Origin of the sequence: Curtobacterium sp. NPDC089991, from assembly GCF_044748425.1 — a bacterium.
In the GTDB taxonomy this organism is placed as follows: Bacteria; Actinomycetota; Actinomycetes; order Actinomycetales; family Microbacteriaceae; genus Curtobacterium.
Map to the genome: position 1 here is coordinate 132,375 of NZ_JBIVGB010000001.1, position 23,842 is coordinate 156,216.

Sequence of the window (23,842 nt, forward strand, 5' to 3'; positions counted from 1 at the left end):
GGAGTCGTCGATGACCTACTGGCTGCTGAAGAACTTCCTGCTCGGCCCGCTCATCCTCACCCTGTTCCGCCCGTGGGTGGTCGGCCGTGAGAACGTCCCCGCCAAGGGCCCGGTCATCTTCGCGTCCAACCACATCTCGTTCATCGACTCGGTGATCCTGCCGGCCGTGCTCGACCGGCGGCTGTCCTTCCTGGCGAAGAGCGACTACTTCACCGGGCGGGGACTCAAGGGCTGGGCGACGAAGACGTTCTTCAACGCCATCGGCCAGCTGCCGATCGACCGCTCCGGCGGCAAGGCGTCCGAGGCGTCGCTCCGCACCGGCCTGCAGGTCCTGGCCCGCGGTGAGCAGCTCGGCATCTACCCGGAGGGCACCCGCAGCCCCGACGGCAAGCTCTACCGCGGTCGCACCGGCATCGCGCGGATGATCCTCGAGGGCCGGGTGCTCGTCGTCCCCGTCGCCATGGTCGGCACGCGTGAGGTGCAGCAGATCGGGCAGCGCTTCCCGAAGATCAAGCGTGTCGGCGTGGTGTTCGGCAAGCCGCTCGACTTCTCGCGCTTCCAGGGATTCGAGACCGACCGGTTCATCCTGCGCAGCGTCACCGACGAGGTCATGCACGAGCTCGCGGGGCTGAGCCGTCAGGAGTACGTCGACGTCTACGCGACGAGCGTCAAGGAACGCGCGAGCTCCGCACGCGAGGCAGTCATGCGGGAACGGAAGTCGTCGCCCGCACGTTAGGCTCTGATGGTCCCGGCACTCCGCCAGGACGCCCGTTCTGCCGCCTTCCGGCGGCCAGGCGGGCCGCCCGCACAGAACACCGAGGTAACGCCCTTGTTCGAGTCGACCGACTTCGTCGCCCTGCAGGATCCGGACGTCATCGAGGGCCTCGACTATTGGCGCACGCTCCCCATCAAGCAGCAGCCCACGTGGCCCGACGCCGCAGCGGCCGAGGCCGCCTCGGCCGAGATCGCCACGCTGCCGCCCCTCGTCTTCGCGGGCGAGGTCGACAAGCTCCGCGAGCGGCTCGCCGCCGCCGCACAGGGCAAGGCGTTCCTGCTGCAGGGCGGTGACTGCGCCGAGACCTTCGCCGGCGCGACCGCCGACTCCATCCGTGACCGCGTCAAGACGATCCTGCAGATGGCCGTCGTCCTGACCTACGGTGCGTCGATGCCCGTCATCAAGATGGGTCGCATGGCCGGGCAGTTCGCCAAGCCGCGCTCGAGCGACTTCGAGACCCGCGGCGACGTCACGCTGCCCGCCTACCGCGGCGACATCGTGAACGGCTACGACTTCACGCCGGAGAGCCGGACGGCCGACCCGCGCCGCCTGGTGCAGGGGTACCACACGGCCGCGTCGACGCTGAACCTCGTCCGCGCCTTCACGCAGGGTGGCTTCGCCGACCTGCGTCAGGTGCACTCGTGGAACAAGGGCTTCGCGTCGAACCCGGCGAACGCCCGCTACGAGCACCTCGCCAAGGAGATCGACCGCGCGATCCGCTTCATGGACGCCTGCGGTGCCGACTTCGAGGCACTGAAGCACGTCGAGTTTTACGCGTCGCACGAGGGTCTGCTCATGGACTACGAGCGCCCGATGACCCGCATCGACTCGCGTTCCGGTCTGGCGTACGACACCTCCGGCCACTTCATCTGGATCGGGGAGCGCACGCGTGACCTCGACGGTGCCCACGTGGACTTCCTGTCGCGGGTGCGGAACCCGATCGGCGTGAAGCTCGGCCCGACCACGAGCGTCGACGACATGAAGGCCCTGGTCGACAAGCTCGACCCGAACCGCGAGCCCGGCCGCCTGACGTTCATCACGCGCATGGGTGCCGGCAAGATCCGCGACGAGCTGCCCAAGCTGCTCGAGGCGATCAAGGGCATGGACGCCAACCCGCTGTGGGTCACCGACCCGATGCACGGCAACGGCCTGACCACGCCCACGGGCTACAAGACCCGTCGGTTCGACGACGTCGTGGACGAGGTCCTCGGCTTCTTCGAGGCGCACCGCCAGGTCGGTACCTACCCGGGTGGCATGCACGTCGAGCTCACCGGTGACGACGTCACGGAGTGCCTCGGCGGGTCGGAGCACATCGACGAGGCCACCCTCGCCACCCGCTACGAGTCGCTGTGCGACCCGCGGCTGAACCACATGCAGTCGCTCGAGCTCGCGTTCCTCGTGGCCGAGGAGCTCGGCGCGCACCCGCACGTGCGCGCGTAGCGCGCGGCGGGTCGCGTCAGTCCCGCCAGAGCGACAGAACCCCGCGAACTGTTCGCGGGGTTCTGTCGCTTCCGCGTGCCGGACGGGAGGCCCGTGGCGGCCCTGCCCCGCGCCTCCCGTCCGCCGTGCCGGTTGCGTCCACTTCGCGCCCCGCGACGCGTTTCCCGCGCCGGTCCGCGAAAGCGACAGTGTGCCGCCGATGTTCGGCGGCACACTGTCGCTTTCGCGGTGCCTTCGGCGAGGCCGTGCGGACAGGTGTCGCTTCGGCGGACCGGACCGGACCGGACCGGACCGGACGAGCGCGACCGCCTACTGGTCGTAGGAGAGCGTGACCGTGTCGCCGCGGTACACCGTGGCTCCGGCGCCCGGGTCGGTACCGGTCACCGGTAGCGACGACTTCCAGTCGTAGAACCCGCACAGGATGTTCGTGCAGTCGGGCACGGAGACCTTGAGCCCGAGACCCTCGAGGGTCGCGGTGGCCTCGTTGATGGTCGAGCCGACGACGCCGTCCTCGGGCAGGGTGATCGGCGTCGGGCCCTTCGACACGACGACGTCGATCGCGGTGCCGCGCACGGCGGGGGAGTCCTGCACCTCGGCGGAGACGATCTGTCCGGAGGGGACGTCCTCGCTGAACTCCTCGGTGCGGGCGCCGAGGACGAGGCCGACCGCGTCGAGCTCCGCGGAGGCCTGGTCGACGGTCTTCCCGACGACGTCCGGCACGGCGCCGAGGGACACCGTGAGCGTGACCGGGCCGGTCTCGCCGTAGGCCTTGACCGACGTCAGGTCGAGCGCCTTGCCGCCGGACGCCCGGCCGGTCGCCGCGATGACGGTGTCCTTCGCGGCGTCGGCCGAGAACTCGTACCGGTTGTCCTGCAGCTCGAAGTCGTCGTCGAGCGCGGCGGTGACGGTGGAGATCGGCTGCCCGACGATCGTCGGAAGCGCGATCATCTTCGGCCCGTTCGACACGACGAGCTGCACCGAGGTGCCCTTCTGCACCTCGCGCTTCGCGGCCGGCTTGGTGATGGACACCTGTCCCTTCGCGACGACGGCGTCGAACCGGGTTCCGGTCTTCGACGCCGCGTGCAGGCCCTGGGCTTCGAGCAGCTGCCGGGCCTGCGAGACCGACTTGCCCGTCACTTCGGGGATGCGCACGTTGCCACCCGGCCCCGGCCCGAAGTACCAGCCGAAGCCCGCGCCGATGAGCAGGAGCACGACGAAGACCGACAGCGCGATCCAGCCGCGCTTGCGACGCTTCGCGGAGAGGTCGGCCAGGCGCTGTCCTGCGGGCGAGAGCACCCCGGGCTGCGCACCCGTGCGGCGCGGGCCCGGACCGGTGTTGCGGTTCCGGGTCGTGGGACGCCCGCGGTCGGGGCTGTCGATGATCGCCGTGGCATCGGTGGCAGCCGGAGCGTCGGCGGCAGCAGCGCGGGCACCAGCGGCAGCAGCGCCGACACCGGCAGCGGTCCCGCCGCCGGACGGCAGGATCGCGGTCGCGTTCTCGGGCCGCAGCACGGCGGTCCGGTACTGGCCCGTGGCGCGCTGCTGGTTGCCCGCCATGTGGTCGAGCATCTCGCGGGCGTCGCGCGGGCGGTCCTCGGGGTCGCGGGCGGTCGACCAGGCGACGAGTTCGTCGAGCTCGGGCGGGACGCCGGACACCGCGGCGCTCGGGACGGGCACCGTGTCGTTCGCGTGCTGGTAGGCGATCTGCATCGGCTGCTCGCCCTTGTAGGGCTGCTCGCCGGTGAGCATCTCGTAGAGCATGATGCCGAGCGCGTAGATGTCGCTGCGCGAGTCGGCGGCGCCACGGGTCACGAGCTCGGGGGAGAGGTACGCGATCGTGCCGAGCAGGGCGGCCCCGGTCGCGGTGTTGGCCGTCGTCGCCCGGGCCAGGCCGAAGTCGCCGAGCTTGATGCGGCCGTCGTCGGCGAGCAGGACGTTCTCGGGCTTCAGGTCGCGGTGCACGATGCCGGCGCGGTGGGCCGAGGCGAGTCCGGCCAGCACGGCGCGCAGGATGTCGGTCGCCTGCTCGGGCGTCAGGGCGTGGTGCTCCTGCAGCAGGTCCCGCAGCGTGATGCCCGGGATGTACTCCATGACGATGTACGCGGTGTCGTCCTCGGCGCCCTGGTCGTAGACGCCGACCAGGTTCGGGTGGGACAGCCGCGCGGCGGACCTCGCCTCTTGGATGAAGCGCTCACGGAAGGCCTGGTCGTCGGCCAGGTGCCCGTGCATGATCTTGATCGCGACGCGTCGCTCGAGGCGGACGTCGGTCGCGAGGTACACGGTCGCCATGCCCCCGCGCGCGATGCGGGAGCGGACGCGGTACCGCTGATCGATCATGCGACCGATCATCGGATCCGTGGCGGCGTTGGTGGTCATCGGCGGCATTCTACGAATCGAGACTGCACGACACCGCACCGGCGCACCGGTCGTGACCCAATCTCGATCTTCCGGATGAGACTCAGAGGGTGGCCAGCCAGCCCTGGGCGGCGCTCGCCCAGTTGGCGTAGGCCTTGGGGTAGGCGGAGAGCTGCACGGCCTGGGCGGCGTCGGTGATGCTCATCGACGACCACCCGGGCACGTCGAGCAGCCCGCGGGTCTTGCCGACGTTTGGGTTGCTGCGACCGCCGAAGAACAGCTTCGTCGCGTACGCGGGGTCCTGCAGCTTCGCCGCACTGCCCCAGCCCTGGCTCGGCCGCTGCTGGAACAGGCCGACCGAGTCGCGGTCGCCGTGGGGCAGGTTGCGCAGGCTCGACTCCTGCATCGCGGCGGCCAGGGCCACCACGATGCCGCGGTCGGACACCCCGAGGGAGCGGCCGACGGCGACGATGGTGGCCGCGTTCTGGCGCTGCTCGGCACTCAGTCCGACGGCGGCGCTCACCGCGGCACGCGACGGCGCGGCGGCGGTCGTCGCAGCAGTGCTCGACGACGGGATGACGAGGGTCTTGCCCGCGTAGATCGTGCTCGTGTAGGTCAGACCGTTCGCCGACAGCAGCGAGGCGACGGAGACGTGGTGGGACGCAGCGATCGAGCCGATCGTGTCGCCCGAGGAGATCTTCACACTCGACTTCGACGAACCCGACGAACCCGACGAGCCCGACGACGCTGCGGCCGTGGACACCGAGCCGCCACCGGACGAGCCGTGCGGCACCCGGAGCGTCTGACCGGGGTAGATCACGCTGCGCTGCGAGAGCTTGTTGGCGCTGAGGAGCGCCGTGGTCGACACGCCGACCCGCGATGCGATGCCGGACACGGTGTCGCCCGACTTCACGTGGTAGCTCGAGGTGCTCGACCCCGACCCGGACCCGGACGTCGATCCGGCGCTCGTGGTCGTGCGCGCCGTGGTCACCGCGGGCGTCGACGCCAGGTGCAGCGTCTGCCCGGGGTGGATGATCGTGTTCCAGCCGAGGCCGTTCCGTACCAGGACCTCCTGCGCCGACAGGCCGAACCGGGCAGCGATGCCCGAGACCGTGTCGCCCTGACGGACGGTGTAGGTCGTGGGGGCGGTTGCCTTCGTCGTCGCGGAGACCGTCGTGACGACGGTCTGCGACGGACGTGCGACCGCGGTGCCGAAGACCGGACGGTTGCCGACGTTGCGGTCCTGGTCGACGTGACGCTTGTGGTTCGAGTCCGCGTCGTCGTGTCGCGGTTCGGCGTGCGCGATGGGGCCGGTCAGGCCGGCGGTCACCGCGATCGTGCCCGCGAGGACGATGGGCATGGTCGCGAACCGGGCGGATCGTGCGCGCCGGGCGGCTTCGTCTGCAGCGTTGTCCACGGTTTCTCCTGATCTCGACTGTCCCGTGCGCGTGCATGCGCGCACTCACAGGTGGCACAACGCTGGCATGGTGTGATTCCCAAGTCAACCAGAGAGCCGGATGTGGTGCGTGTGACGAATGTGACGAACGGTGCGTACTCACTCGGTGCCCCGCTCTGGCACCATGGGCGTGTGAGTGCTGCACCCGTCGACGACCTCTCCCTCTCCGAGCGCTGGCTGACCGTCCCCGAACTGGTGGACCTGTTCAGCACCAGCCCCGGCCGGATCCACCGCCTGTTCGAGGAGAAGACCCTGCTGGCGGCCCGCGTCGGTGGTGTCCTGCGCGTGCCGAGCGAGTTCCTCGAGGACCGCGAGCCCATGCCCGAGCTGCGTGGCACCCTGACCGTGCTCAGCGACAACGGCTTCACCGACGACGAGGCCGTCCGCTGGATGCTCACCGTCGACGACTCGATGGGCGTCTCGCCCATCGCGGCGCTGCGCGCCGGTCGCAAGGCCGAGGTGCGTCGCGTGGCCCAGTCGCTGCTCTAGACGCGTTCCGAGCAGACGGGAGGCCCGGTGCCAGCTGGCACCGGGCCTCCCGTCTGTCCTGGTGTCGCGTCTAGGACGACCGGCGGCTGACCGTGTCGGCCAGCGACGCGAGCTGCTCGCGTGCCGACGGCGTCAACGGCGACGCGTCGAGCGCCGCCTTCGCACGCTGCACGTGCCGGTCGATGGAACGCTCGACCGCGGCGACCGCACCGGACTCGGTGAGGGTGGCGCGGAGCATCTGCACCTGCTCCTCGTCGAGGTCGGGGTCGCCGAGGAGCTCGTCGAGCAGCTGCCGCGGGCCACTGGCCAGCGCCTTGCGGGCCGAGGCGATGAGCACGGTCCGCTTGCCCTCGCGCAGGTCGTCGCCGGCGGGCTTGCCGGTGACCTCGGGGTCACCGAACACGCCGAGCATGTCGTCGCGCAGCTGGTAGGCGACGCCGAGGGGGAGCCCGAAGGCGCGGAGGCCCTCGAGCTGCGAGTCGCTCGCGCCGGCCACCAGCGCGCCGATGACGAGCGGTGCTTCGATCGAGTACTTCGCGGACTTGAAGACGATGACGCGCTGGGCGCGGAGCAGGTGCTCGGACTCGTCGATGACGGGCCAGGCGGTCTCCTCGTGCACGTCGAGGTACTGGCCCGCGGTGACGTCGAGGCGCATCGCGTGGAACTCCTGGCGCACGATGCGGGCTCGTACCGGGTCGAGGAGCGCGAGGCCCTCGTCGAACACCGAGTCGCTGAGGGACAGCAGCAGGTCGCCGAGCAGCAGTGCCGAGTTCGTGCCGTACTGCCCGCGGTCGCCGACGAAGCCGGACTCCTGGTGGAGGGACTCGAACCGGCGGTGTGCTGCGGGACGCCCACGGCGGGTGTCCGAGCGGTCCATGATGTCGTCGTGCACCAGGGCCGCTGCGTGGAAGACCTCGAGCGCTGCGGCGACCGTGACGATCGCCTCGGCCGTGGTCTGGCGGGAGCCCTCCGCCAGCGGGTCGAACGAGCCCGATCGGCCCGCCACCGACTGCCACCCCCAGTAGCAGAACAGCGCCCGGAAGCGCTTGCCGCCGGACAGCAGATCTCGGGCGTACAGGTCGAACGGGGCGAGATCGGGGCTGATCGCGAGGAGCCGTTCACGCTGCTCGTCGAGTGCCCGGTCGATACGCGCCGATACGAGGTCCACTAATCGCGTACTCTCAGCCACAGTCCCTACCCTAGTGGAGCGGTTGGGACATAGAATCGGTCCACTCAACCGAGTGTTTTCCAGCCCGGTTGTTCAACCCCGCGTCGATCCCAGGAACAGAGGGAACCAAGATGCCGCTCTCGGAACAGGAGCAGCGCCTTCTCGAAGAGATGGAGCGCAGCCTCTACCAGAACGATTCCGATTTCGTGGCGCGTGTCACACGTCGACAGGGTCGTCCGACGTACACAGCCATCACGCTCGGAGTGCTCGGTGCACTCGCCGGCGTCGCGATCGTGATCGTCGGTCTCGTGATCAAGGCCCCGCTGCTGGGCATCCTCGGCTTCGTCGTAATGCTCGCCGGTGTGCTCTTCGCGTTGCGCCCGGGCATGCGTGCCCCGAAGGCGAAGCCCGCTCGGCCGGGTGCTCCGGCGTCCGGTGGTTCGGCTCGTCCGGCCAGTGGTGGCGGTGGCGGCGGGTCTTTCATGGATCGCATGAACGACCGCTGGGACAAGCGGAACGACCAGGGGCAGTAGCAGCCCTCCACACTCCTCCCTCGTGACGGGGCCGGCCTTCGGGCCGGCCCCGTTTCGCGTTCCGGGGGCGGGCAGGATCGGGCGGGGCAGGTTCGTGCGCGCGCGAGTGGTCACGACATGCCGCGCGGTGGTTGCCCGGGGGTCACGAACTGTCGGCTGTGGTCCGCGCGAGCGACGGTTCGTGACCACTCGGCGTCGCGGCGGCAGCGCGTCGTGACCGTGCGCTGACGGGCGGCCGGCCGTGGTGGAGCCGACCGTGAGCCTCGGCGCGCCACGGGACGCTCCACTGGCTGCGAAAGTCCTCCACTTTCCTCCACGCCCACCACTCCCGCCCAGATCCCCGGCATGACGGGCATCCGCCACCGCTGTCCGGGCTTCAGCGCTGCCGGAACGGCCCCAAAAGGGGTGCCAAGGGGCGAAAAGGGAGCGGAATCCTGGCCGAGGGGAGGGCAGTGGAGTAAAGTGGGGCTTGCAACGGTCCGGTGGAGCGGAGGGGAGGCCCGACGTGCTGCTCGGTACTCATGCCCCGAAGCTCGACGAGAAGGGTCGCGTGATCCTCCCCGCCAAGTTCCGGGACGAACTGTCCGGGGGACTCGTGATGACCCGCGGCCAGGAACGCTGCGTCGTGGTCTTCAGCGCCCGGACGTTCGAGGAACTCCACGAGCGCATCCGGACCGCACCGATGACGTCGAAGCGCACCAGGGACTACATGCGCCTGTTCCTCTCGGGGGCCAGCGCTGAACAGCCCGACAAGCAGAACCGCGTGACGATCCCCCAGAACCTCCGTGAGTACGCGGGGCTCGAGCGGGACCTGACGGTCATCGGCAGCGGTGACCGTGCCGAGATCTGGTCGACCACCGCGTGGGAGGCCTACTACGCCGAAGCCGAAGAGGCGTTCGCCGACAACGACGAGGAGGTGATCCCGGGGATCTTCTGATCCGTGGATCGGGACTCCCAGCCGTGAAGCCCTGACATCACTTCCCCGATGTCAGGTCGCATGGATGGGGATCCGGACCCGCGGCCCGGAAGACGAGGGGCTGCACATGGCCGACAACGACAACGGGACACCACGCTTCCCGCACACGCCGGTGATGCTCGAGCGCATCGTCGACCTGTTCACGCCGACGCTCGACGGACCGGGCAAGGTCGTCGTCGACGCCACGCTCGGCATGGGCGGACACTCCGAGGGGCTGCTCGAGCGGTTCCCGGACCTGACGCTGATCGGTCTCGACCGTGACACCGACGCCCTCGGCATCGCGGGGGAGCGCCTGGCCCGGTTCGGCGACCGCGTCCGCCTGGTGCACACCGTGTACGACGGCATCGTCGACGCGATCGAGGGCGAGGGCTTCCGCCAGGTCGACGGCGTGCTGTTCGACCTCGGCGTCAGCTCGCTGCAGCTCGACCGGGCCGAGCGCGGCTTCGCGTACAGCCAGGACGCCCCGCTCGACATGCGCATGGACCGGACCGAGGGGCAGACCGCCGCCGACGTCCTGGCCACCTACGACGAGGGCGAACTGCGCCGCATCTTCCAGCGCTACGGCGAGGAGAAGCTCGCCGGCCGCTACGCCCGGGCCATCGTCGACCGCCGCGCGAGCGTGCCGTTCGAGATGTCGGGCGACCTGGTGCAGGTGCTCCACGACGCGACCCCGGTCGCGATCCAGCGCCAGGGCCACCCCGCGAAGCGCGTGTTCCAAGCGCTGCGCATCGAGGTGAACGCCGAACTCAGCGTCCTGGAACGCGCGATCCCGGCGGCGCTCGACGCCATCGCGGTCGGCGGTCGCATCGTCGTGGAGTCGTACCAGTCGCTCGAGGACCGCATCGTCAAGCGGGCACTGGTGGCGCGCACGAAGTCGAGCGCCCCCGCCGGGCTGCCGGTCGAGCTCCCCGAGCACGCCCCCACCTTCTCCCTGATCGTCAAGGGCGCCGAGCTGGCCGACGAGGCCGAGCGCGCCGCCAACCCCCGAGCAACACCCGTGCGCCTGCGCGCGGCCGAGCGGATCCGGAAGTGACATGAGCACGAACCTCGCACTCGTCGACCCCGCCGTCGTCCCGTCCCGCGCCCCGCGCCCGGACCGCCAGAACCGACCGGAGCTCGTCGAGGTCACACCGACCGCGGCCCAGCGCCGTGCACGGCCCCGCATCGGCTACGCCGTCACCGCGGTCGTCGCCCTCGGCGTCCTGCTGCTCGCCCAGCTCGGCATCAGCATGGTGCTCAGCCAGGGGGCCTACACGCTGAGCGCGCTCGGCACCGAGCAGACGAACCTGTCCCGCACGCAGCAGTCGCTGTCCGAGGAACTCCGGGTGCTCGACTCGCCGCAGAACCTGGCCCGCAACGCGCAGTCCCTCGGGATGATCGCGAACTCCACGCCGGTCTACCTCGACCCCAAGACGGGCCGGGTCTACGGCACGCCGACCCCGGCGGTCGCCGACCAGGCCACCGCAGCGACCTCGAACCAGGTGCCGAACTCCCTGCTCAACGACGTCCCCCTCGCTGCGAAGCAGGGCGACACGTCGACGAGCAAGGAGACGGGCTCGACCACGGGCAGCGCCGGTACCGACGCGAAGGCCGACGACACCGCCGGCAACAGCAGCGCCGACAGCACCACCGGCACCGCCGCGTCTGAGAAGACGAGCGGCGCCAGCGCGTCGGACGGGGGTTCCTCGAAGTCCTCCGTAGAGTCCGACGCGAACCAGCTCCAGGCGCCCTCCACCCGGTGACCTGCGGGTCTGAACCACCCTCAGCACCATCCGGGAAGGACCGCACCGCGTGACGAAGACGATCCGCAACCGCCGACTGCGCTACAGCATCGTGATGATCGCCGTGATCGCCCTGGTGGGTGTCTTCGTGGTCCGCCTCGTCGACATCCAGGTCGTGCAGGCCTCGGCCCTCAACGAGCAGTCAACGCAGAAGCGCAGCATCCCGGTGACGATCTACGGCACCCGCGGGTCGATCGTCGACCGCAACGGCACGGAACTCGCCGACAGCGTCACCCGGTACAACATCACCACCGCCCCGCGCCTGGTCAAGGCCTTCAAGGGCAAGCTCGGCGGGACCAGGGTCAAGGACATCAGCGTGTCGACGGCGCTCACCGCCCTGGCGAAGGCCTCGGGTGGCGACGTCGCGACCATGCGGAAGAACATCGCCGCGAACCCGAAGTCGGACTTCGCGTACCTGGTCAAGGGCCTCGACGTGAAGCACTACGAGGCCGTCACCGACCTCGGCATCCCGTGGATCTACAAGGAGCAGCAGGCGTCGCGGGTCTACCCGACGGGTGCGACCACGGGCAACGTCACCGGGTTCATGGGCACCGACGGCGCACAGGCCGGCCTGGAGTACGCCTACAACAAGTGCCTCGCCGGCACGAACGGCTCGGAGACGTACGAGCGCGGCGAGGACGGCGTCCAGCTGCCCGGCAGCACCGTGACGAAGAAGCAGGCCAAGGACGGCGGCACGCTCGTGACGACGATCGACAGCGACCTGCAGTACATGGCGCAGCAGACCATCGCGTCCGCCGCGAAGACCCTGCAGGCGGCGTCGGCGACGGCCACGGTCACGAGCGTGAAGACGGGCGAGCTGCTCGCGGTCGCCGACTACCCGACGGTCGACCCGAACGACGTCGACGCCACGACCGACAAGGGGGCGTTCGGCTCCCGTGCGCTCACCGACTCCTACGAGCCCGGTTCGACGATCAAGGCCGCCATCGCCGCCGCCCTGATCGACCAGGGCAAGTCGAGTCCCACCGACCAGGCGGTCGTGCCGTACTCGCGCACCTTCCCCTGGGGCGGCACGATCCACGACTCCGAGTTCCACGAGACCGAGAACCTGACGCTGACGGGCATCCTGCAGAACTCGTCGAACGTCGGCATCACCGAGCTCGGCGCGCGGCTGACGGCGCAGCAGCGGTACGACTACATGCAGAAGTTCGGACTGTTCGAGCCGGAGTCGGCGATCGACTACCCGGGCCAGCCGTCGATGGACTACGGCTCGAGCCCGAACTGGGACCAGCAGACGAACATCAACTCGATGTTCGGCCAGGGCATCTCGACGACCGCGGTCCAGGTCGCCAGCGTGTTCCAGACCATCGCGAACGACGGTGTCCGGATCCCGCTGCACTTCGTCAAGGGCTGCACCACCTCGGACGGCAAGACCATCGACGCGCCCGACGTGCAGAAGCAGCGCGTCGTGTCCGCCGACGCTGCGACCCAGGTCACCGACATGCTCCAGAGCGTGGTCACGGGCGGCACGCTCGTGGGCATGAAGCCGATCTCGGGCTACAACATCGCCGCGAAGACCGGTACCGCCGAGGTGGCCGAGGGCTCGAAGGGCTACGGCGGTCAGCGCATCACCTCGGTGGCCGGAATGGCACCCGCCGAAGACCCCCAGTATGTTGTCACGGTGACGTTCACGAAGCCGCAGACCAACAAGTGGTCGAGCGGAGCGGCTCCGGCGTTCCGCACACTCATGTCCCAGGTGCTCGAGAAGTACCGAGTAGCCCCCTCCGCGTCCGAGGCGAAGCTCTACCCGTCCACGTGGTGAGGAAGAAGGAACACTTGTCCGCACGGATCCCCCCGGTCCTCCGGCCCGAACACCCGACCCCGAGGGCGGTCGCCGAACTCGCGAACGCGTTCGGCCTCCGCGTCGTCGGTTCCCTCGACGCCGTCGAGACGACCGGTGTCACGCTGAGCGCCGCCGAGGTGCAGCCGGGTGACGTCTTCGTCGGCGTGCACGGTGCGAACCGGCACGGCGCGGAGTTCTCCGCCGAGGCCGCCGAGCGCGGTGCCGTCGCCGTCCTGACCGACGACGCGGGCGTGGAGAGCGCACGAGCGGCCGGCCTGCCGGTCCTCGTCGTGGACGACCCCCGTGCCGCTCTGGGCGACGTGTCCGCCTGGGTGTACCGCACCCACCCGGACGAGGCCACCGACCTGCCGCAGCTGTTCGCCGTCACCGGCACGAACGGCAAGACGAGCACGTCGTACATCCTCGAAGGGATCCTCAAGCAGCTCGGCCTGGTCACCGGCCTGAGCTCGACCGCCGAGCGCCACATCGGCACGCTCAGCGTGACGAGCCGTCTCACCACGCCCGAGGCCAGCGAGATGCACGCGCTCCTCGCCCGGATGCGCGAGAGCGAGGTGCGCGCGGTCGCCGTCGAGGTGAGCGCGCAGGCCCTCAGCCGCCACCGGGTCGACGGCATCGTCTTCGACGTCGCGGCCTTCACGAACCTGTCGCACGACCACCTCGACGACTACGCCGACATGGAGGAGTACTACCAGGCGAAGCTCCCGCTGTTCCAGCCCGAGCACGCCCGTCGCGGCGTCGTCTCGCTGGACACCGACTGGGGCCACCGCGTGGTGCAGGACTCCCGCATCCCGGTCACGACGATCACGGTGCACCCGGACGTCGAGGCCGAGTGGCACGTCGACATCGTCGAGGCGCACGCCGCGTACACCGAGTTCCGCCTGACCGGTCCCGAGGGCCGCGAGCTCACCACCCGTGTGCCCCTGATCGGCTGGCACATGGCCGCGAACGCCGCACTGGCGATCGTCATGCTGGTCGAGGGCGGCTTCGAGCTCGGTGCCATCGCGCACGCGCTCGACAGCAACCACCGCCGCTACCCGGACGAAGACGACCGCGACGAGCACGAGGCCCGAAGCGACCGTGACCGCGACGGCGCCGTGCGCCGCGTCTCCGCCATCGAGTGCTACCTTCCCGGCCGGACCGAGCGCGTCTCGGGCGAGCACGGCCCGAGCGTCTACGTCGACTTCGGCCACAGCGCCGACGCGTTCGAGAACACCCTCGCGGCCGTCCGCCAGTTCACGTCCGGCAAGGTCCTAATGCTGTTCGGCGCCGACGGCGACCGCGACACCACGAAGCGCGGCGACATGGCCCGCGTCGCGGCGGCCGGCAGCGACATCCTCGTCGTCACCGACCACCACCCCCGCTTCGAGGACGCCGCGTCGATCCGGAAGACCCTGGTCGACGCCGCGCGCGAGGCGTTCCCGGACCACGAGCTGCACGAGGTGAGCCCGCCCGAGGCCGCCATCCGCTTGGCCGTCGGTCTGCTCGGTGAGGGCGACTCCATCCTCTGGGCCGGCCCGGGCCACCAGGACTACCGCGACATCGCCGGGGTCCGCACCCCCTACTCGGCACGCGACGAGGCCCGTCAGGCCCTGCGCGAAGCCGGTTGGGAGCCGAACTCCGGTCCGGCCGAGGACCTCCGATGATCGCGCTCACCCTCGCCGAGATCGCCACCGCGGTCGGCGGCGAGCTGATCGGTGGTGCCCAGGCGACCGACGTCGCCGAGCCCGGCGACCTGGTGGTGGAGGGCTCGGTCGAGACCGACTCGCGCCTGGTCCGCCCCGGCAGTGTCTTCTTCGCCCTGCCCGGCGAGGTCACGGACGGGCGCCGCTTCGTGCCCGCCGCGACCGAGGCAGGTGCCGCGCTGGTCATCACGCCCGAGCGCGTCGAGACCACCGCGCCGCAGATCGTCGTCGCGGACGGCTACGCAGCCCTCGCCGCGCTCGCGCACGAGGTCGTCACCCGGGTCCGGATGGCATCCGCCGACCGCGTCGACGCCGAGGGGCGTCCGGCACCGCTCAAGGTCGTCGGCATCACCGGCTCGAACGGCAAGACGAGCACGAAGAACATGCTCCGGACGATCCTCGAGCAGCACGGCGAGACCGTCGCGCCCCAGGGGTCCTTCAACAACCACGTCGGGGCACCGATCTCGATGCTCCGGGTCACGTACGACACCCGGTTCCTGGTCGTCGAGATGGGGGCCAGCGGCGTCGGCCACATCGCGGCGCTCGTCCGCATCGCCGAGCCGGACGTCGGTGTCGTGCTCAAGGTGGGCCTGGCGCACGCCGGCGAGTTCGGCGGCATCGAGGCGACGCAGCGCGCGAAGTCCGAGATGGTCACCGACCTGCCCGCCTCCGCGACCGCACTGCTCAACGTCGACGACGACCGGGTCGCGTCGATGCGCGACCTGACGGCCGCCCAGGTGGTCGGCTTCGGCACGTCGGCGGATGCCGACTACCGCATCACCGGCATCGAGACGGACCGCAGCGGCACCCGCTTCACCCTCACCGCGCCTCCCGTCCCCGCAGGCGACCCGTCTGCAGACGGAGGCCGAACGGGAGGCCCGGATCACGTGGATGTGCGCCTCGCGATCCTGGGTGAGCACCACGCGATGAACGCGGCTGCCGCCCTGACGGTCGCCCACCGCTGGGGCGTCCCGCTCGCCGACGGCGCCGCGGCGCTCGCGTCGATGACGCGCGCCGAGCGCTGGCGCATGGAGCTGCTGCAGGGCGGCCCCGAGGGCGTCACCGTGATCAACGACGCCTACAACGCGTCGCCGGACTCTACCGCAGCGGCGCTGCGGACCCTGGCGCAGATCGTGCGCCCGGGGGAGCGGACCGTCGCCGTGCTCGGCGAGATGGCCGAGCTCGGCGAGTTCTCGACCGAGGAGCACGACCGCATCGGTCGGCTCGTCGTCCGTCTCGGCATCGGTCAGCTCGTGGTCGTCGGCCGCGGCGCGATGCCCATCCACCAGGCCGCCACCCTCGAGGGATCGTGGGACGGCGAATCGGTGTTCATCGAGGACGTCGACGACGCCGTCCGGTCACTCCAGGACATGCTCCGCCCCGGCGACGTGGTCCTGGTCAAGTCCTCGAAGTCGGCCGAACTGCGATTCCTCGGCGACCGCCTCGGAGGTGTCACCGAATGATCGCGCTCCTCATCGCCGGCGCTACGTCGCTGGTGTTCACGTTGCTGCTCACCCCGTTCTTCATCAAGCTGTTCCACCGTCTCGGGTGGGGGCAGTTCATCCGTGACGACGGTCCGCAGTCGCACCACACCAAGCGCGGCACCGCGACGATGGGCGGCATCGTCCTCATCATCGGCGCCGTGATCGGCTACTTCGTCGGCCACCTGGTCGGACGTGACTCGATCACCCTGTCCGGCCTGCTCGTGCTGTTCCTCATGGTGGGGCTGGGCTTCGTCGGGTTCATCGACGACTTCCTCAAGGTCCGGCGCCAGCGGAGCCTCGGGCTCGGCGGGTGGGCCAAGGTCCTCGGCCAGGTCATCGTCGGCGTCATCTTCGCCACGGTCGCCCTGGTGGTGCCGACGTCGAACGGCAAGCCCCCGGCGTCGACCATGATCTCCGCGATCCGTGACATCCCGTGGCTCGACTTCATGGCGCTCGGCACGGTCATCGGCACCGTGCTGTTCCTGGCCTGGATCGTGCTGCTCACGGTGTCGACGTCGAACGGCGTCAACGTGGCGGACGGGCTCGACGGTCTCGCGACCGGCTCGAGCATCCTGGCGATCGGTTCGTACGTCATCATCGGCTTCTGGCAGTCCAACCAGATCTGCGGCGGCGCCCGTCTCGACGCGAGCACGGAGCACGCCTGCTACACCGTGAGCAACCCGCTCGACCTGGCGGTCGTCGCGGCCGCGGTCTGCGGTGGGCTCATCGGGTTCCTCTGGTACAACACCTCGCCGGCGCAGATCTTCCTCGGTGACACCGGTTCGCTCGGCCTCGGTGGCGCGCTGGCGGGTCTCGCGATCCTCAGCCGCACCGAGCTCCTGCTCATCCTGATCGGTGGCCTGTTCTTCATCGTCACCGGCTCGGTCATCCTGCAGCGGGCGTACTTCAAGATCACCCACGGCAAGCGGATCTTCCGGATGAGTCCGCTGCACCACCACTTCGAGCTGAAGGGGTGGGCCGAGGTGACGGTCGTCGTCCGGTTCTGGATCATCGCGGGGCTCTTCGTCGCCGCGGGGGTCGGCCTCTTCTACCTCGAATGGATCGCACGCGTTGGTTGACCCGGTGTCCACGTCCTCCCGCCTCCAGTCCCTCGACAGCTGGTACTCCGAGGGGTGGAAGGGCCTGAACGTCGCCGTCCTCGGGCTCGGCGCGACCGGGTTCTCGGTCGCCGACACCCTGGTGGAGCTCGGCAGTGCGGTGACGGTCTACTCGTCCGACGCGCCGTCGGACAACGTCGACCTGCTCGACGTCATCGGCGCGCGCTTCGTGCAGACGCCGCTCGACACCGTGCCGGCCACGCTGCAGGAGCAGGCACCGGACGTCGTCATCGTGTCGCCCGGCCTGCCGCCGCACAACGCGACCGTGCAGTGGTCCGTCCAGAACAGCACCGTCTGGGGTGACATCGAGCTCGCCTGGCGCGTGCGCGACAAGGTCGTGCGCGGACCGGTCGCGGCGCCGTGGATCACTATCACGGGCACGAACGGCAAGACCACAACGACGCAGCTCACGACCGCGATGTACGAGGCCGGCGGCCTGCGTGCCGTGGCCTGCGGCAACATCGGCGTGCCGGTGCTCGACGTCGTCCGCGACCCGGACGGCTACGACGTGCTCGTGGTCGAGCTCTCCAGCCACCAGCTGCACTACATGGCGACCTCGGGCGACGGCGCGGTCGTGCCGCTCGCGAGCGCCTGCCTGAACATCGCCGACGACCACCTCGAGTGGCACGGCTCCGCCGCGGCGTACCGCGCCGCGAAGGCCAAGGTCTACGAGCGCACCGTGATGGCGTGCGTCTACAACACCGCCGACGACGTCACGCGCGACATGGTGCAGGACGCCGACGTCGTCGAGGGCTGCCGTGCCGTCGGCTTCACGCCGGGGGTGCCCGCGCCCGGTGACGTCGGCATCGTCGAGGACGTCCTGTGTGACCGCGCCTTCAACGACGACCGTCGGAACAGCGCGCTCGAACTGTCGACCCTCGCCGACCTCGAGGTCGCCGGGCTCGCCAGCCCGCACATGACGATGAACGTCCTGGCCGCCGCGGCCCTCGCCCGTGCCGGCACCGTCCAGCCGAGTGCGATCCAGTCCGCCGTCCGGGCCTTCCGCGCCGACCACCACCGCACGGAGCTCGTGGCGGAGTCGGCCGGCGTCGCGTGGGTGGACGACTCGAAGGCCACGAACCCGCACGCCGCCACCGCCTCGCTCGCCTCGTTCGACACCGTGGTGTGGATCGTCGGCGGCCTGTTCAAGGGCGTCGACGTCGACGGGCTCGTCGCACGCTTCGGCCCCGAGGTCCGTGCCGTCGTCGTGATCGGCACCGACCGGACCCCCGTCCTGGAGGCATTCGCGCGACACGCGTCCGGGGTGCCGGTGCTCCAGGTGGAGACGACGGACACTGATCAGGTCATGCCCGAGGCGGTCCGGCATGCCGCATCGGTCGCGAGGCCGGGCGACACGGTCCTCCTCGCCCCGGCGGCTGCGTCGTTCGACCAGTTCGGCTCCTACGCCGACCGGGGGCGTCGTTTCGCGGCGGCGGTCCACGAGCACCTGGGAGGCAACGCCGATGGCGACGACGGATCTTCCGAACAGTCGTAGCACGCCGGCGACGGGCACCCCGCGTCGCACGAACGGTGCACTCGTCGCCGTCAAGAACGTCTTCGTCGCCGAGTCCAGCACCTTCTACACGATCCTCGGCGTCACGCTCTTCCTGGTCGTCTTCGGTGTCGTGATGGTCCTGTCGTCGTCGAGCGTCGAGCAGTACGCCGCGACGCACGACTTCTTCGGCGCAGCGTCCCGCCAGGGGCTGTACGCGGTCCTCGGCATCCCGCTCATGCTCGTCGCGAGCCGAATCCCGACACGGCTGTGGCGGAAGTGGGCGATGCGGTTGCTCGGTGCCGCCCTCGTCCTGCAGCTGCTCGTGTACACACCGCTCGGCATCGACGTCCAGGGCAACCGGAACTGGATCGGCATCGGCTCGTTCACCGCGCAGCCGTCCGAGGTCGTCAAGCTCGGCCTGGTGCTCGGCATCGGCGCGATCATGTACGTCAAGCGCGACAAGCTCGACGACTGGAAAGAGGTGTTCATCCCGATCGGGATCGCCTCGCTCCTGTCGCTCGGCCTCGTGATCCTCGGTGGCGACCAGGGCACCGCGATGATCATGCTCATCCTGGTCCTCGGTGCGCTCTACGTCGGCGGGGCCCGCGCGCGGCACCTGCTCGTCGGCCTGGCGGCGATGGCGGTCATGCTGCCGTTCGTCACGATGGCGTCGTCGTCCCGCCAGGTGCGCATCAGCGCGTGGCTGTCCGGCTGCACCGACTCGAACCAGTACGCCGACCTGTGCTGGCAGCCCGTGCACGGCATGTGGGCGCTGGCGTCCGGTGGCGTGTTCGGCGTCGGACTCGGCAACTCCAAGGCGAAGTGGTCGTGGCTGCCCGAGGCGGACAACGACTACATCTTCGCGATCATCGGCGAGGAGCTCGGCCTGATCGGCGCCGTCGTCGTGCTCGCCCTGTTCGTCGTGCTCGCCGTCGGCATGATCAAGATCATCCGGCAGTCCCGCGACCCGTTCGTGAAGACCGTCACGGGCGGCATCCTGGCGTGGATCATCGGCCAGGCGCTCGTGAACATCGCCGTGGTGCTCGGCCTGCTGCCGGTCCTCGGCGTCCCACTGCCGCTGATCTCGGCCGGCGGGTCCGCGCTCATCATGACCCTGGTGGCGATCGGCGTCGTGCTGTCGTTCGCCCGAGACCTGCCCGGGAAGAACGACCCGCGCACCACGAACCCGCCCCTCGACAGCGCCACCACGAACGGACGACTCCGGTGAGCAAGTACCTCTTCGCCGGCGGGGGCACCGCCGGACACGTCAACCCCCTGCTCGCGGTCGCCGACCGGCTGACCGAGCGCGAGCCGGATGCCGAGGTGCTCGTCCTGGGCACCGCCGAGGGCCTCGAGTCCCGCCTGGTGCCGATGCGCGGCTACGAGCTCCTGACGATCCCGCGCCTGCCGTTCCCCCGGAAGCTGAACGGCGCGGCCCTGCGCTTCCCCCAGCGCTTCGCCGCGGCCGTCAAGCGCACCGAGCAGATCATCCGCGAGCGCGAGGTCGAGGTCGTCCTCGGCGTCGGCGGCTACGCGGCGGCGCCGGCGTACATCGCCGCCCGACGCACCGGCACCCCGATCGTCGTGCACGAGCAGAACGCGAAGCCGGGGTTGGCGAACCGCCTCGCCGCGTTCCTCACCGAGCACGTCGGCCTGACCTTCTCGAACACCCGACTGCGGCACGGCCGGGTCGTCGGCATGCCGCTCCGGCGCGAGATCGAGTCGCTCGACCGCCGTGCCAGTCGTGCCGAGGCCCTCGCCGAGTTCGGGCTCGACCCGACACGCCCGGTGCTCCTCGTCACGGGTGGTTCCTCGGGCGCCCGCAGCATCAACCGCACGATCAACAAGTCCGCGGCGACCATCGTGGGCGCCGGCTGGCAGGTCCTGCACGTCGTCGGTGCCGCGTCGGACATCGGTCCGAGCGACCTCGACGGCTACCACGTGCTCGCCTACTGCGACCGGATGGACCTGGCGTACGCGGCGAGCGACTTCGTCGTGTCCCGCTCCGGCGCCGGCATGGTCTGCGAGCTCACCGCGGTCGGGCTGCCGAGCGTGCTCGTGCCGTACCCTGTCGGCAACGGCGAGCAGCGGCACAACGCCAAGGACGTCGTCGATGCCGGGGGAGCAGTGCTCGTGGCGGACGGGGAATTCGACCCCGACTGGGTGACGTTCCAGCTCCTGACGATCCTGCAGGACCGGGCCCGCATCGCGGACATGACGGTCCGGGCGGGCAGCGTCGGACACCGCGACGGCGCGGACCGGATGACCGACCTCGTCCTGGACGCAGCACGAGGCACCGAACGAGGTGCCGCACGAGGAACCGCACGAGGCAACGGCGCCGCCAGCACCACGGAGGAACCATGACCATCAAGCCGGACCTGACGCAGCCGATCCCGGACGACCTCGGCACCGTGCACTTCGTCGGCATCGGCGGCGCCGGCATGAGCGGCATCGCCCGGATGTTCCTCGCCGCCGGTCACCGCGTGACGGGCAGCGACTCCCGCGAGACGGAGACGACGGGCATCATGCGCGACCTCGGCGCCGCGGTGCACATCGGCCACGACGCCGCGAACGTCGGTGACGCGGACACGATCGTCGTCACGAGCGCGCTGTGGCCGGACAACCCCGAACTGCTCGAGGCGCAGCGCCGCGGCCTGCCGGTGCTGCACCGGTCCCAGGCCCTCGCCGCCCTCATCGCCGAGCACCGCCTCGTCGCGGTCGCCGGCGCGCACGGCAAGACCACCTCGACCGGCATGATCGTCACCGCGATGGTCGAGCTCGGCCTCGACCCGAGCTTCGTCAACGGCGGCGTCATCCAGTCGCTCGGCACGAGCTCGGCACCGGGCTCGAGCGACCTGTTCGTGGTCGAGGCCGACGAGTCCGACGGTTCGTTCCTGCTCTACGACGTCGCCGTGGCCCTGATCACGAACGTCGACGCCGACCACCTCGACCACTACGGCAGCGAGGAGGCCTTCACCGAGGCGTTCGTCGAGTTCGCTGCGAAGGCGAGCGAGCGCGTCGTCATCTCGAGCGACGACGCCGGCGCGAAGACCGTCACGGCGGGCATCCGCGCGCGTGCCGACGCCCCCGAGGTCGTCACCTTCGGCGAGGCCGTCGACGCCGACGTGCGCATCGAGCGGATCATCGAGTCCGCGGGCGTCGAGGTCGCGTTCCGCGCCGGTGGCGAGGCACACCACCTGACCCTGCGCGTGCCGGGCCGGCACAACGCGATCAACGCCGTCGGCGCCTTCGCGGTCCTGACCGGCCTGGGCGTGAGCGCCGCCGACGCGATCCGCGGGCTCGAGGCCTTCGGCGGCACCCAGCGCCGCTTCGAACTGCACGGTGTCGAGCGGGGTGTGTCGGTCTACGACGACTACGCGCACCACCCGACCGAGGTCGCCGCGGCGCTCAAGGCCGCCCGCAACGTCGTCGGCGACGGCCGCATCATCGCCATCCACCAGCCCCACCTGTACTCCCGCACCCGTCTGATGGCCGGTGACTTCGCGCGGGTCTACGAGGAGCTCGCCGACCACACGGTCGTCCTCGACGTCTACGGCGCGCGCGAGGACCCGGAGCCCGGGGTCACCGGCGCCCTGGTGCAGGAGCGCTTCGCCGACCAGTCCCGCGTGGAGTTCCTGCCGGACTGGGACGAGGCCGCATTTCGTGCCGCCGCGGTCGCACGCGACGGCGACATCATCATGACGCTCAGCTGCGGTGACGTGTACCGGATCATCCCGCAGGTGCTGGGAGCGTTGGGCCGGTGAGACGACCCGAGGGGTTCGACGAGGGGGACGCCCGCAGGGACGCCCCGGTCGAGGGCGCCGACGCGCCCCGGCAGCGTCGTGGCCCCTCGATGCCGCGGCTCCCGTTCCGCGGGCGCACACCCGACGACCGGGAGGCCCGTCCCACGCCCGACGAGTCGGCTGCGGTCGACGAGGCCCCGGCCGTCACTCCCGCACCCGGTTCCTCCGGATCGCGCCCCCCAGCGGTCGGTGCGCCCCCGAGCACCGGGGCGCGACGGCCGTCCGCGGGCGCGGATCCGACCACCGATGCCGCCGACTCGACGCGCGACCGCGTCGGCGCCCTCGCGGGCGCGGCCGGCCGCCGCGTCGGCGCCGGCTTCGGTGCCGTCGCCGACCGCCTGCGGGAGTACACACCGGACGAGGAGCACCGCGACCCGCGCCCCGATGCGGGCAACGCGCCCCGAGGAGACGGGGCGCAACGACCGTCCGGGGGCGCGGCGGGCAGTGCACGCGACCACGACGCGACCGTGACCGACGTGCTCGACGCGGGGAGTGCCTCCCGGCCGGTCCAGCACGACGACGCACCCATCGGTGCCGGCGTCCGCGCTGCCGAGACCGCGCGTGAGGCGCGCATCGCGAAGCGTCGCCGTCGCCTGCTCGAGCGGGCCGAGGTGCGGCGGTTCACCCGGCGCAGCCGCCACCGTCGTGCCGCGTGGATCACCGCGGCCGGCATCGTGCTCGTGCTCGGCGTCTCGATCCTGGTGGCGGTGTTCTCGCCGCTGATGGCCCTGCAGACGATCGAGGTCAAGGGCACCAACCGCGTCGACGAGACCGCGCTGCGGCAGGCCCTGTCCGACCAGATCGGCACCCCGCTCGCGCGGCTCGACTTCGACGAGATCAAGCAGGACATCGCCGGCTTCCCGCTCATCGAGAGCTACGTGACCGAAGAGGCCCCGCCGCACACCCTCGTCGTGACGGTGACCGAGCGCACGCCCGTCGTGGCCGTGAAGTCCGGCAGCTCGTTCGACCTCGTCGACCCGGCCGGCATCGTCGTGCAGTCGTCCCCGCAGCGTCCGGCCACCATGCCGCTCGCCGACATCGCCCGTGCGCGCCTCGGGTCCTCGAGCTTCCGCACGATGACCGAGGTCGTGCTGGCGCTGCCGTCGACCGTCCGGTCGCAGGTCACGCGGGTCGCCGGGTCCACCGCGGACGACGTGACCCTGACGCTCAAGGACGGCTCGACCGTCGTGTGGGGGAGCCCCGACGACTCCGAGGCGAAGGCCGCGCTGCTCGCCGCCCTGGTGAAGGACCACGCGGCGCGGAACCCGGGTGTCGTGGTCGAGTACGACGTGTCCGCGCCGGACAACGGCGTGATCCGCGCGAAGGACTGAATTGCCGACCTGATCGGCGACACGCGGCGTGGCGGGGCGACAGTGCGCGGAACCCACCCGTAGCGTCGAAGCCAGCACCACATCTACCAGCATTGCCCCTGAACTTCAAGTAGAGGTTGAGGGTTCAACCGGAG

The 23,842-nt window shown here is 70.7% G+C and carries 19 protein-coding genes; 16 read left to right on the forward strand and 3 right to left on the reverse strand.

Annotation, left to right across the window (positions count from 1 at the left end; genetic code table 11):
• The first annotated feature begins 10 nt into the window (after positions 1-10).
• Positions 11-736, forward strand: coding sequence for a 1-acyl-sn-glycerol-3-phosphate acyltransferase (locus ACIPV1_RS00635; RefSeq protein WP_123292455.1), 726 nt, complete (start codon positions 11-13; stop codon positions 734-736).
• A gap of 93 nt (positions 737-829) precedes the next feature.
• Positions 830-2,215, forward strand: coding sequence for a class II 3-deoxy-7-phosphoheptulonate synthase (locus tag ACIPV1_RS00640; RefSeq protein ID WP_123340362.1), 1,386 nt, complete (start codon positions 830-832; stop codon positions 2,213-2,215).
• Between the two features lie 309 nt (positions 2,216-2,524).
• On the opposite strand, the gene pknB is transcribed toward ACIPV1_RS00640, so the two are convergent.
• Together pknB and ACIPV1_RS00650 are read right to left on the reverse strand one after the other, a co-directional pair.
• Positions 2,525-4,591 (reverse strand): Stk1 family PASTA domain-containing Ser/Thr kinase, encoded by a 2,067-nt coding sequence (gene pknB, locus ACIPV1_RS00645; protein ID WP_402725567.1) that lies wholly within the window; start codon positions 4,589-4,591, stop codon positions 2,525-2,527.
• 82 nt (positions 4,592-4,673) lie between these two features.
• Positions 4,674-5,987 (reverse strand): LysM peptidoglycan-binding domain-containing protein, encoded by a 1,314-nt coding sequence (locus tag ACIPV1_RS00650; RefSeq protein WP_402725568.1) that lies wholly within the window; start codon positions 5,985-5,987, stop codon positions 4,674-4,676.
• 171 nt (positions 5,988-6,158) lie between these two features.
• Between ACIPV1_RS00650 and ACIPV1_RS00655 the strand changes: the two genes are divergently transcribed.
• Entirely contained in the window at positions 6,159-6,515 is a 357-nt protein-coding gene (locus ACIPV1_RS00655; protein WP_111085815.1) for an Rv2175c family DNA-binding protein, read from the forward strand.
• A gap of 70 nt (positions 6,516-6,585) precedes the next feature.
• Here ACIPV1_RS00655 and ACIPV1_RS00660 read toward each other — a convergent pair whose 3' ends face one another.
• Positions 6,586-7,704, reverse strand: a complete 1,119-nt coding sequence (locus ACIPV1_RS00660) for a polyprenyl synthetase family protein (RefSeq protein WP_111085795.1) — start codon at positions 7,702-7,704, stop codon at positions 6,586-6,588.
• 110 nt (positions 7,705-7,814) lie between these two features.
• On the opposite strand from ACIPV1_RS00660, the gene ACIPV1_RS00665 reads away from it, so the two are divergent.
• The 13 genes from ACIPV1_RS00665 to ACIPV1_RS00725 all read left to right on the forward strand — a co-directional run bounded on the left by ACIPV1_RS00665 (position 7,815) and on the right by ACIPV1_RS00725 (position 23,708).
• Positions 7,815-8,216, forward strand: a complete 402-nt coding sequence (locus tag ACIPV1_RS00665; protein WP_131846264.1) for a DUF3040 domain-containing protein — start codon at positions 7,815-7,817, stop codon at positions 8,214-8,216.
• A gap of 505 nt (positions 8,217-8,721) precedes the next feature.
• Positions 8,722-9,153 (forward strand): division/cell wall cluster transcriptional repressor MraZ, encoded by a 432-nt coding sequence (gene mraZ, locus ACIPV1_RS00670; RefSeq protein WP_071254530.1) that lies wholly within the window; start codon positions 8,722-8,724, stop codon positions 9,151-9,153.
• A gap of 106 nt (positions 9,154-9,259) precedes the next feature.
• On the forward strand, positions 9,260-10,225 hold the full coding sequence (gene rsmH / locus ACIPV1_RS00675; protein ID WP_123292832.1) for a 16S rRNA (cytosine(1402)-N(4))-methyltransferase RsmH: 966 nt from the start codon (positions 9,260-9,262) through the stop codon (positions 10,223-10,225).
• A 1-nt stretch (position 10,226) separates the two neighbouring features.
• A complete protein-coding gene (locus ACIPV1_RS00680; RefSeq protein ID WP_402725569.1) occupies positions 10,227-10,934 on the forward strand; it encodes a hypothetical protein in 708 nt (235 codons plus the stop codon).
• A 49-nt stretch (positions 10,935-10,983) separates the two neighbouring features.
• Entirely contained in the window at positions 10,984-12,753 is a 1,770-nt protein-coding gene (locus ACIPV1_RS00685; RefSeq protein ID WP_159573280.1) for a penicillin-binding protein 2, read from the forward strand.
• A 14-nt stretch (positions 12,754-12,767) separates the two neighbouring features.
• Positions 12,768-14,438 (forward strand): Mur ligase family protein, encoded by a 1,671-nt coding sequence (locus ACIPV1_RS00690; RefSeq protein ID WP_131920608.1) that lies wholly within the window; start codon positions 12,768-12,770, stop codon positions 14,436-14,438.
• Positions 14,435-15,940 (forward strand): UDP-N-acetylmuramoyl-tripeptide--D-alanyl-D-alanine ligase, encoded by a 1,506-nt coding sequence (gene murF, locus ACIPV1_RS00695; RefSeq protein ID WP_248703497.1) that lies wholly within the window; start codon positions 14,435-14,437, stop codon positions 15,938-15,940. The genes ACIPV1_RS00690 and murF overlap by 4 nt, the downstream gene beginning before the upstream one ends.
• Complete coding sequence (gene mraY / locus ACIPV1_RS00700; protein ID WP_123938314.1) at positions 15,937-17,040, forward strand: phospho-N-acetylmuramoyl-pentapeptide-transferase; 1,104 nt, start codon at positions 15,937-15,939, stop codon at positions 17,038-17,040. Before murF ends, mraY begins: the two co-directional genes overlap by 4 nt.
• A gap of 4 nt (positions 17,041-17,044) precedes the next feature.
• A complete protein-coding gene (gene murD / locus ACIPV1_RS00705) occupies positions 17,045-18,574 on the forward strand; it encodes a UDP-N-acetylmuramoyl-L-alanine--D-glutamate ligase (RefSeq protein WP_402725570.1) in 1,530 nt (509 codons plus the stop codon).
• Complete coding sequence (ftsW, locus tag ACIPV1_RS00710) at positions 18,543-19,802, forward strand: putative lipid II flippase FtsW (protein WP_402725571.1); 1,260 nt, start codon at positions 18,543-18,545, stop codon at positions 19,800-19,802. The genes murD and ftsW overlap by 32 nt, the downstream gene beginning before the upstream one ends.
• The gene (gene murG / locus ACIPV1_RS00715; protein ID WP_402725572.1) at positions 19,799-20,938 is read left to right on the forward strand and encodes an undecaprenyldiphospho-muramoylpentapeptide beta-N-acetylglucosaminyltransferase; all 1,140 of its coding nucleotides are present in this window, start codon (positions 19,799-19,801) and stop codon (positions 20,936-20,938) included. The genes ftsW and murG overlap by 4 nt, the downstream gene beginning before the upstream one ends.
• Complete coding sequence (gene murC / locus ACIPV1_RS00720) at positions 20,935-22,338, forward strand: UDP-N-acetylmuramate--L-alanine ligase (RefSeq protein WP_402725573.1); 1,404 nt, start codon at positions 20,935-20,937, stop codon at positions 22,336-22,338. Before murG ends, murC begins: the two co-directional genes overlap by 4 nt.
• Positions 22,335-23,708 (forward strand): FtsQ-type POTRA domain-containing protein, encoded by a 1,374-nt coding sequence (locus ACIPV1_RS00725; protein WP_402725574.1) that lies wholly within the window; start codon positions 22,335-22,337, stop codon positions 23,706-23,708. The genes murC and ACIPV1_RS00725 overlap by 4 nt, the downstream gene beginning before the upstream one ends.
• The last annotated feature ends 134 nt before the right edge of the window (positions 23,709-23,842 follow it).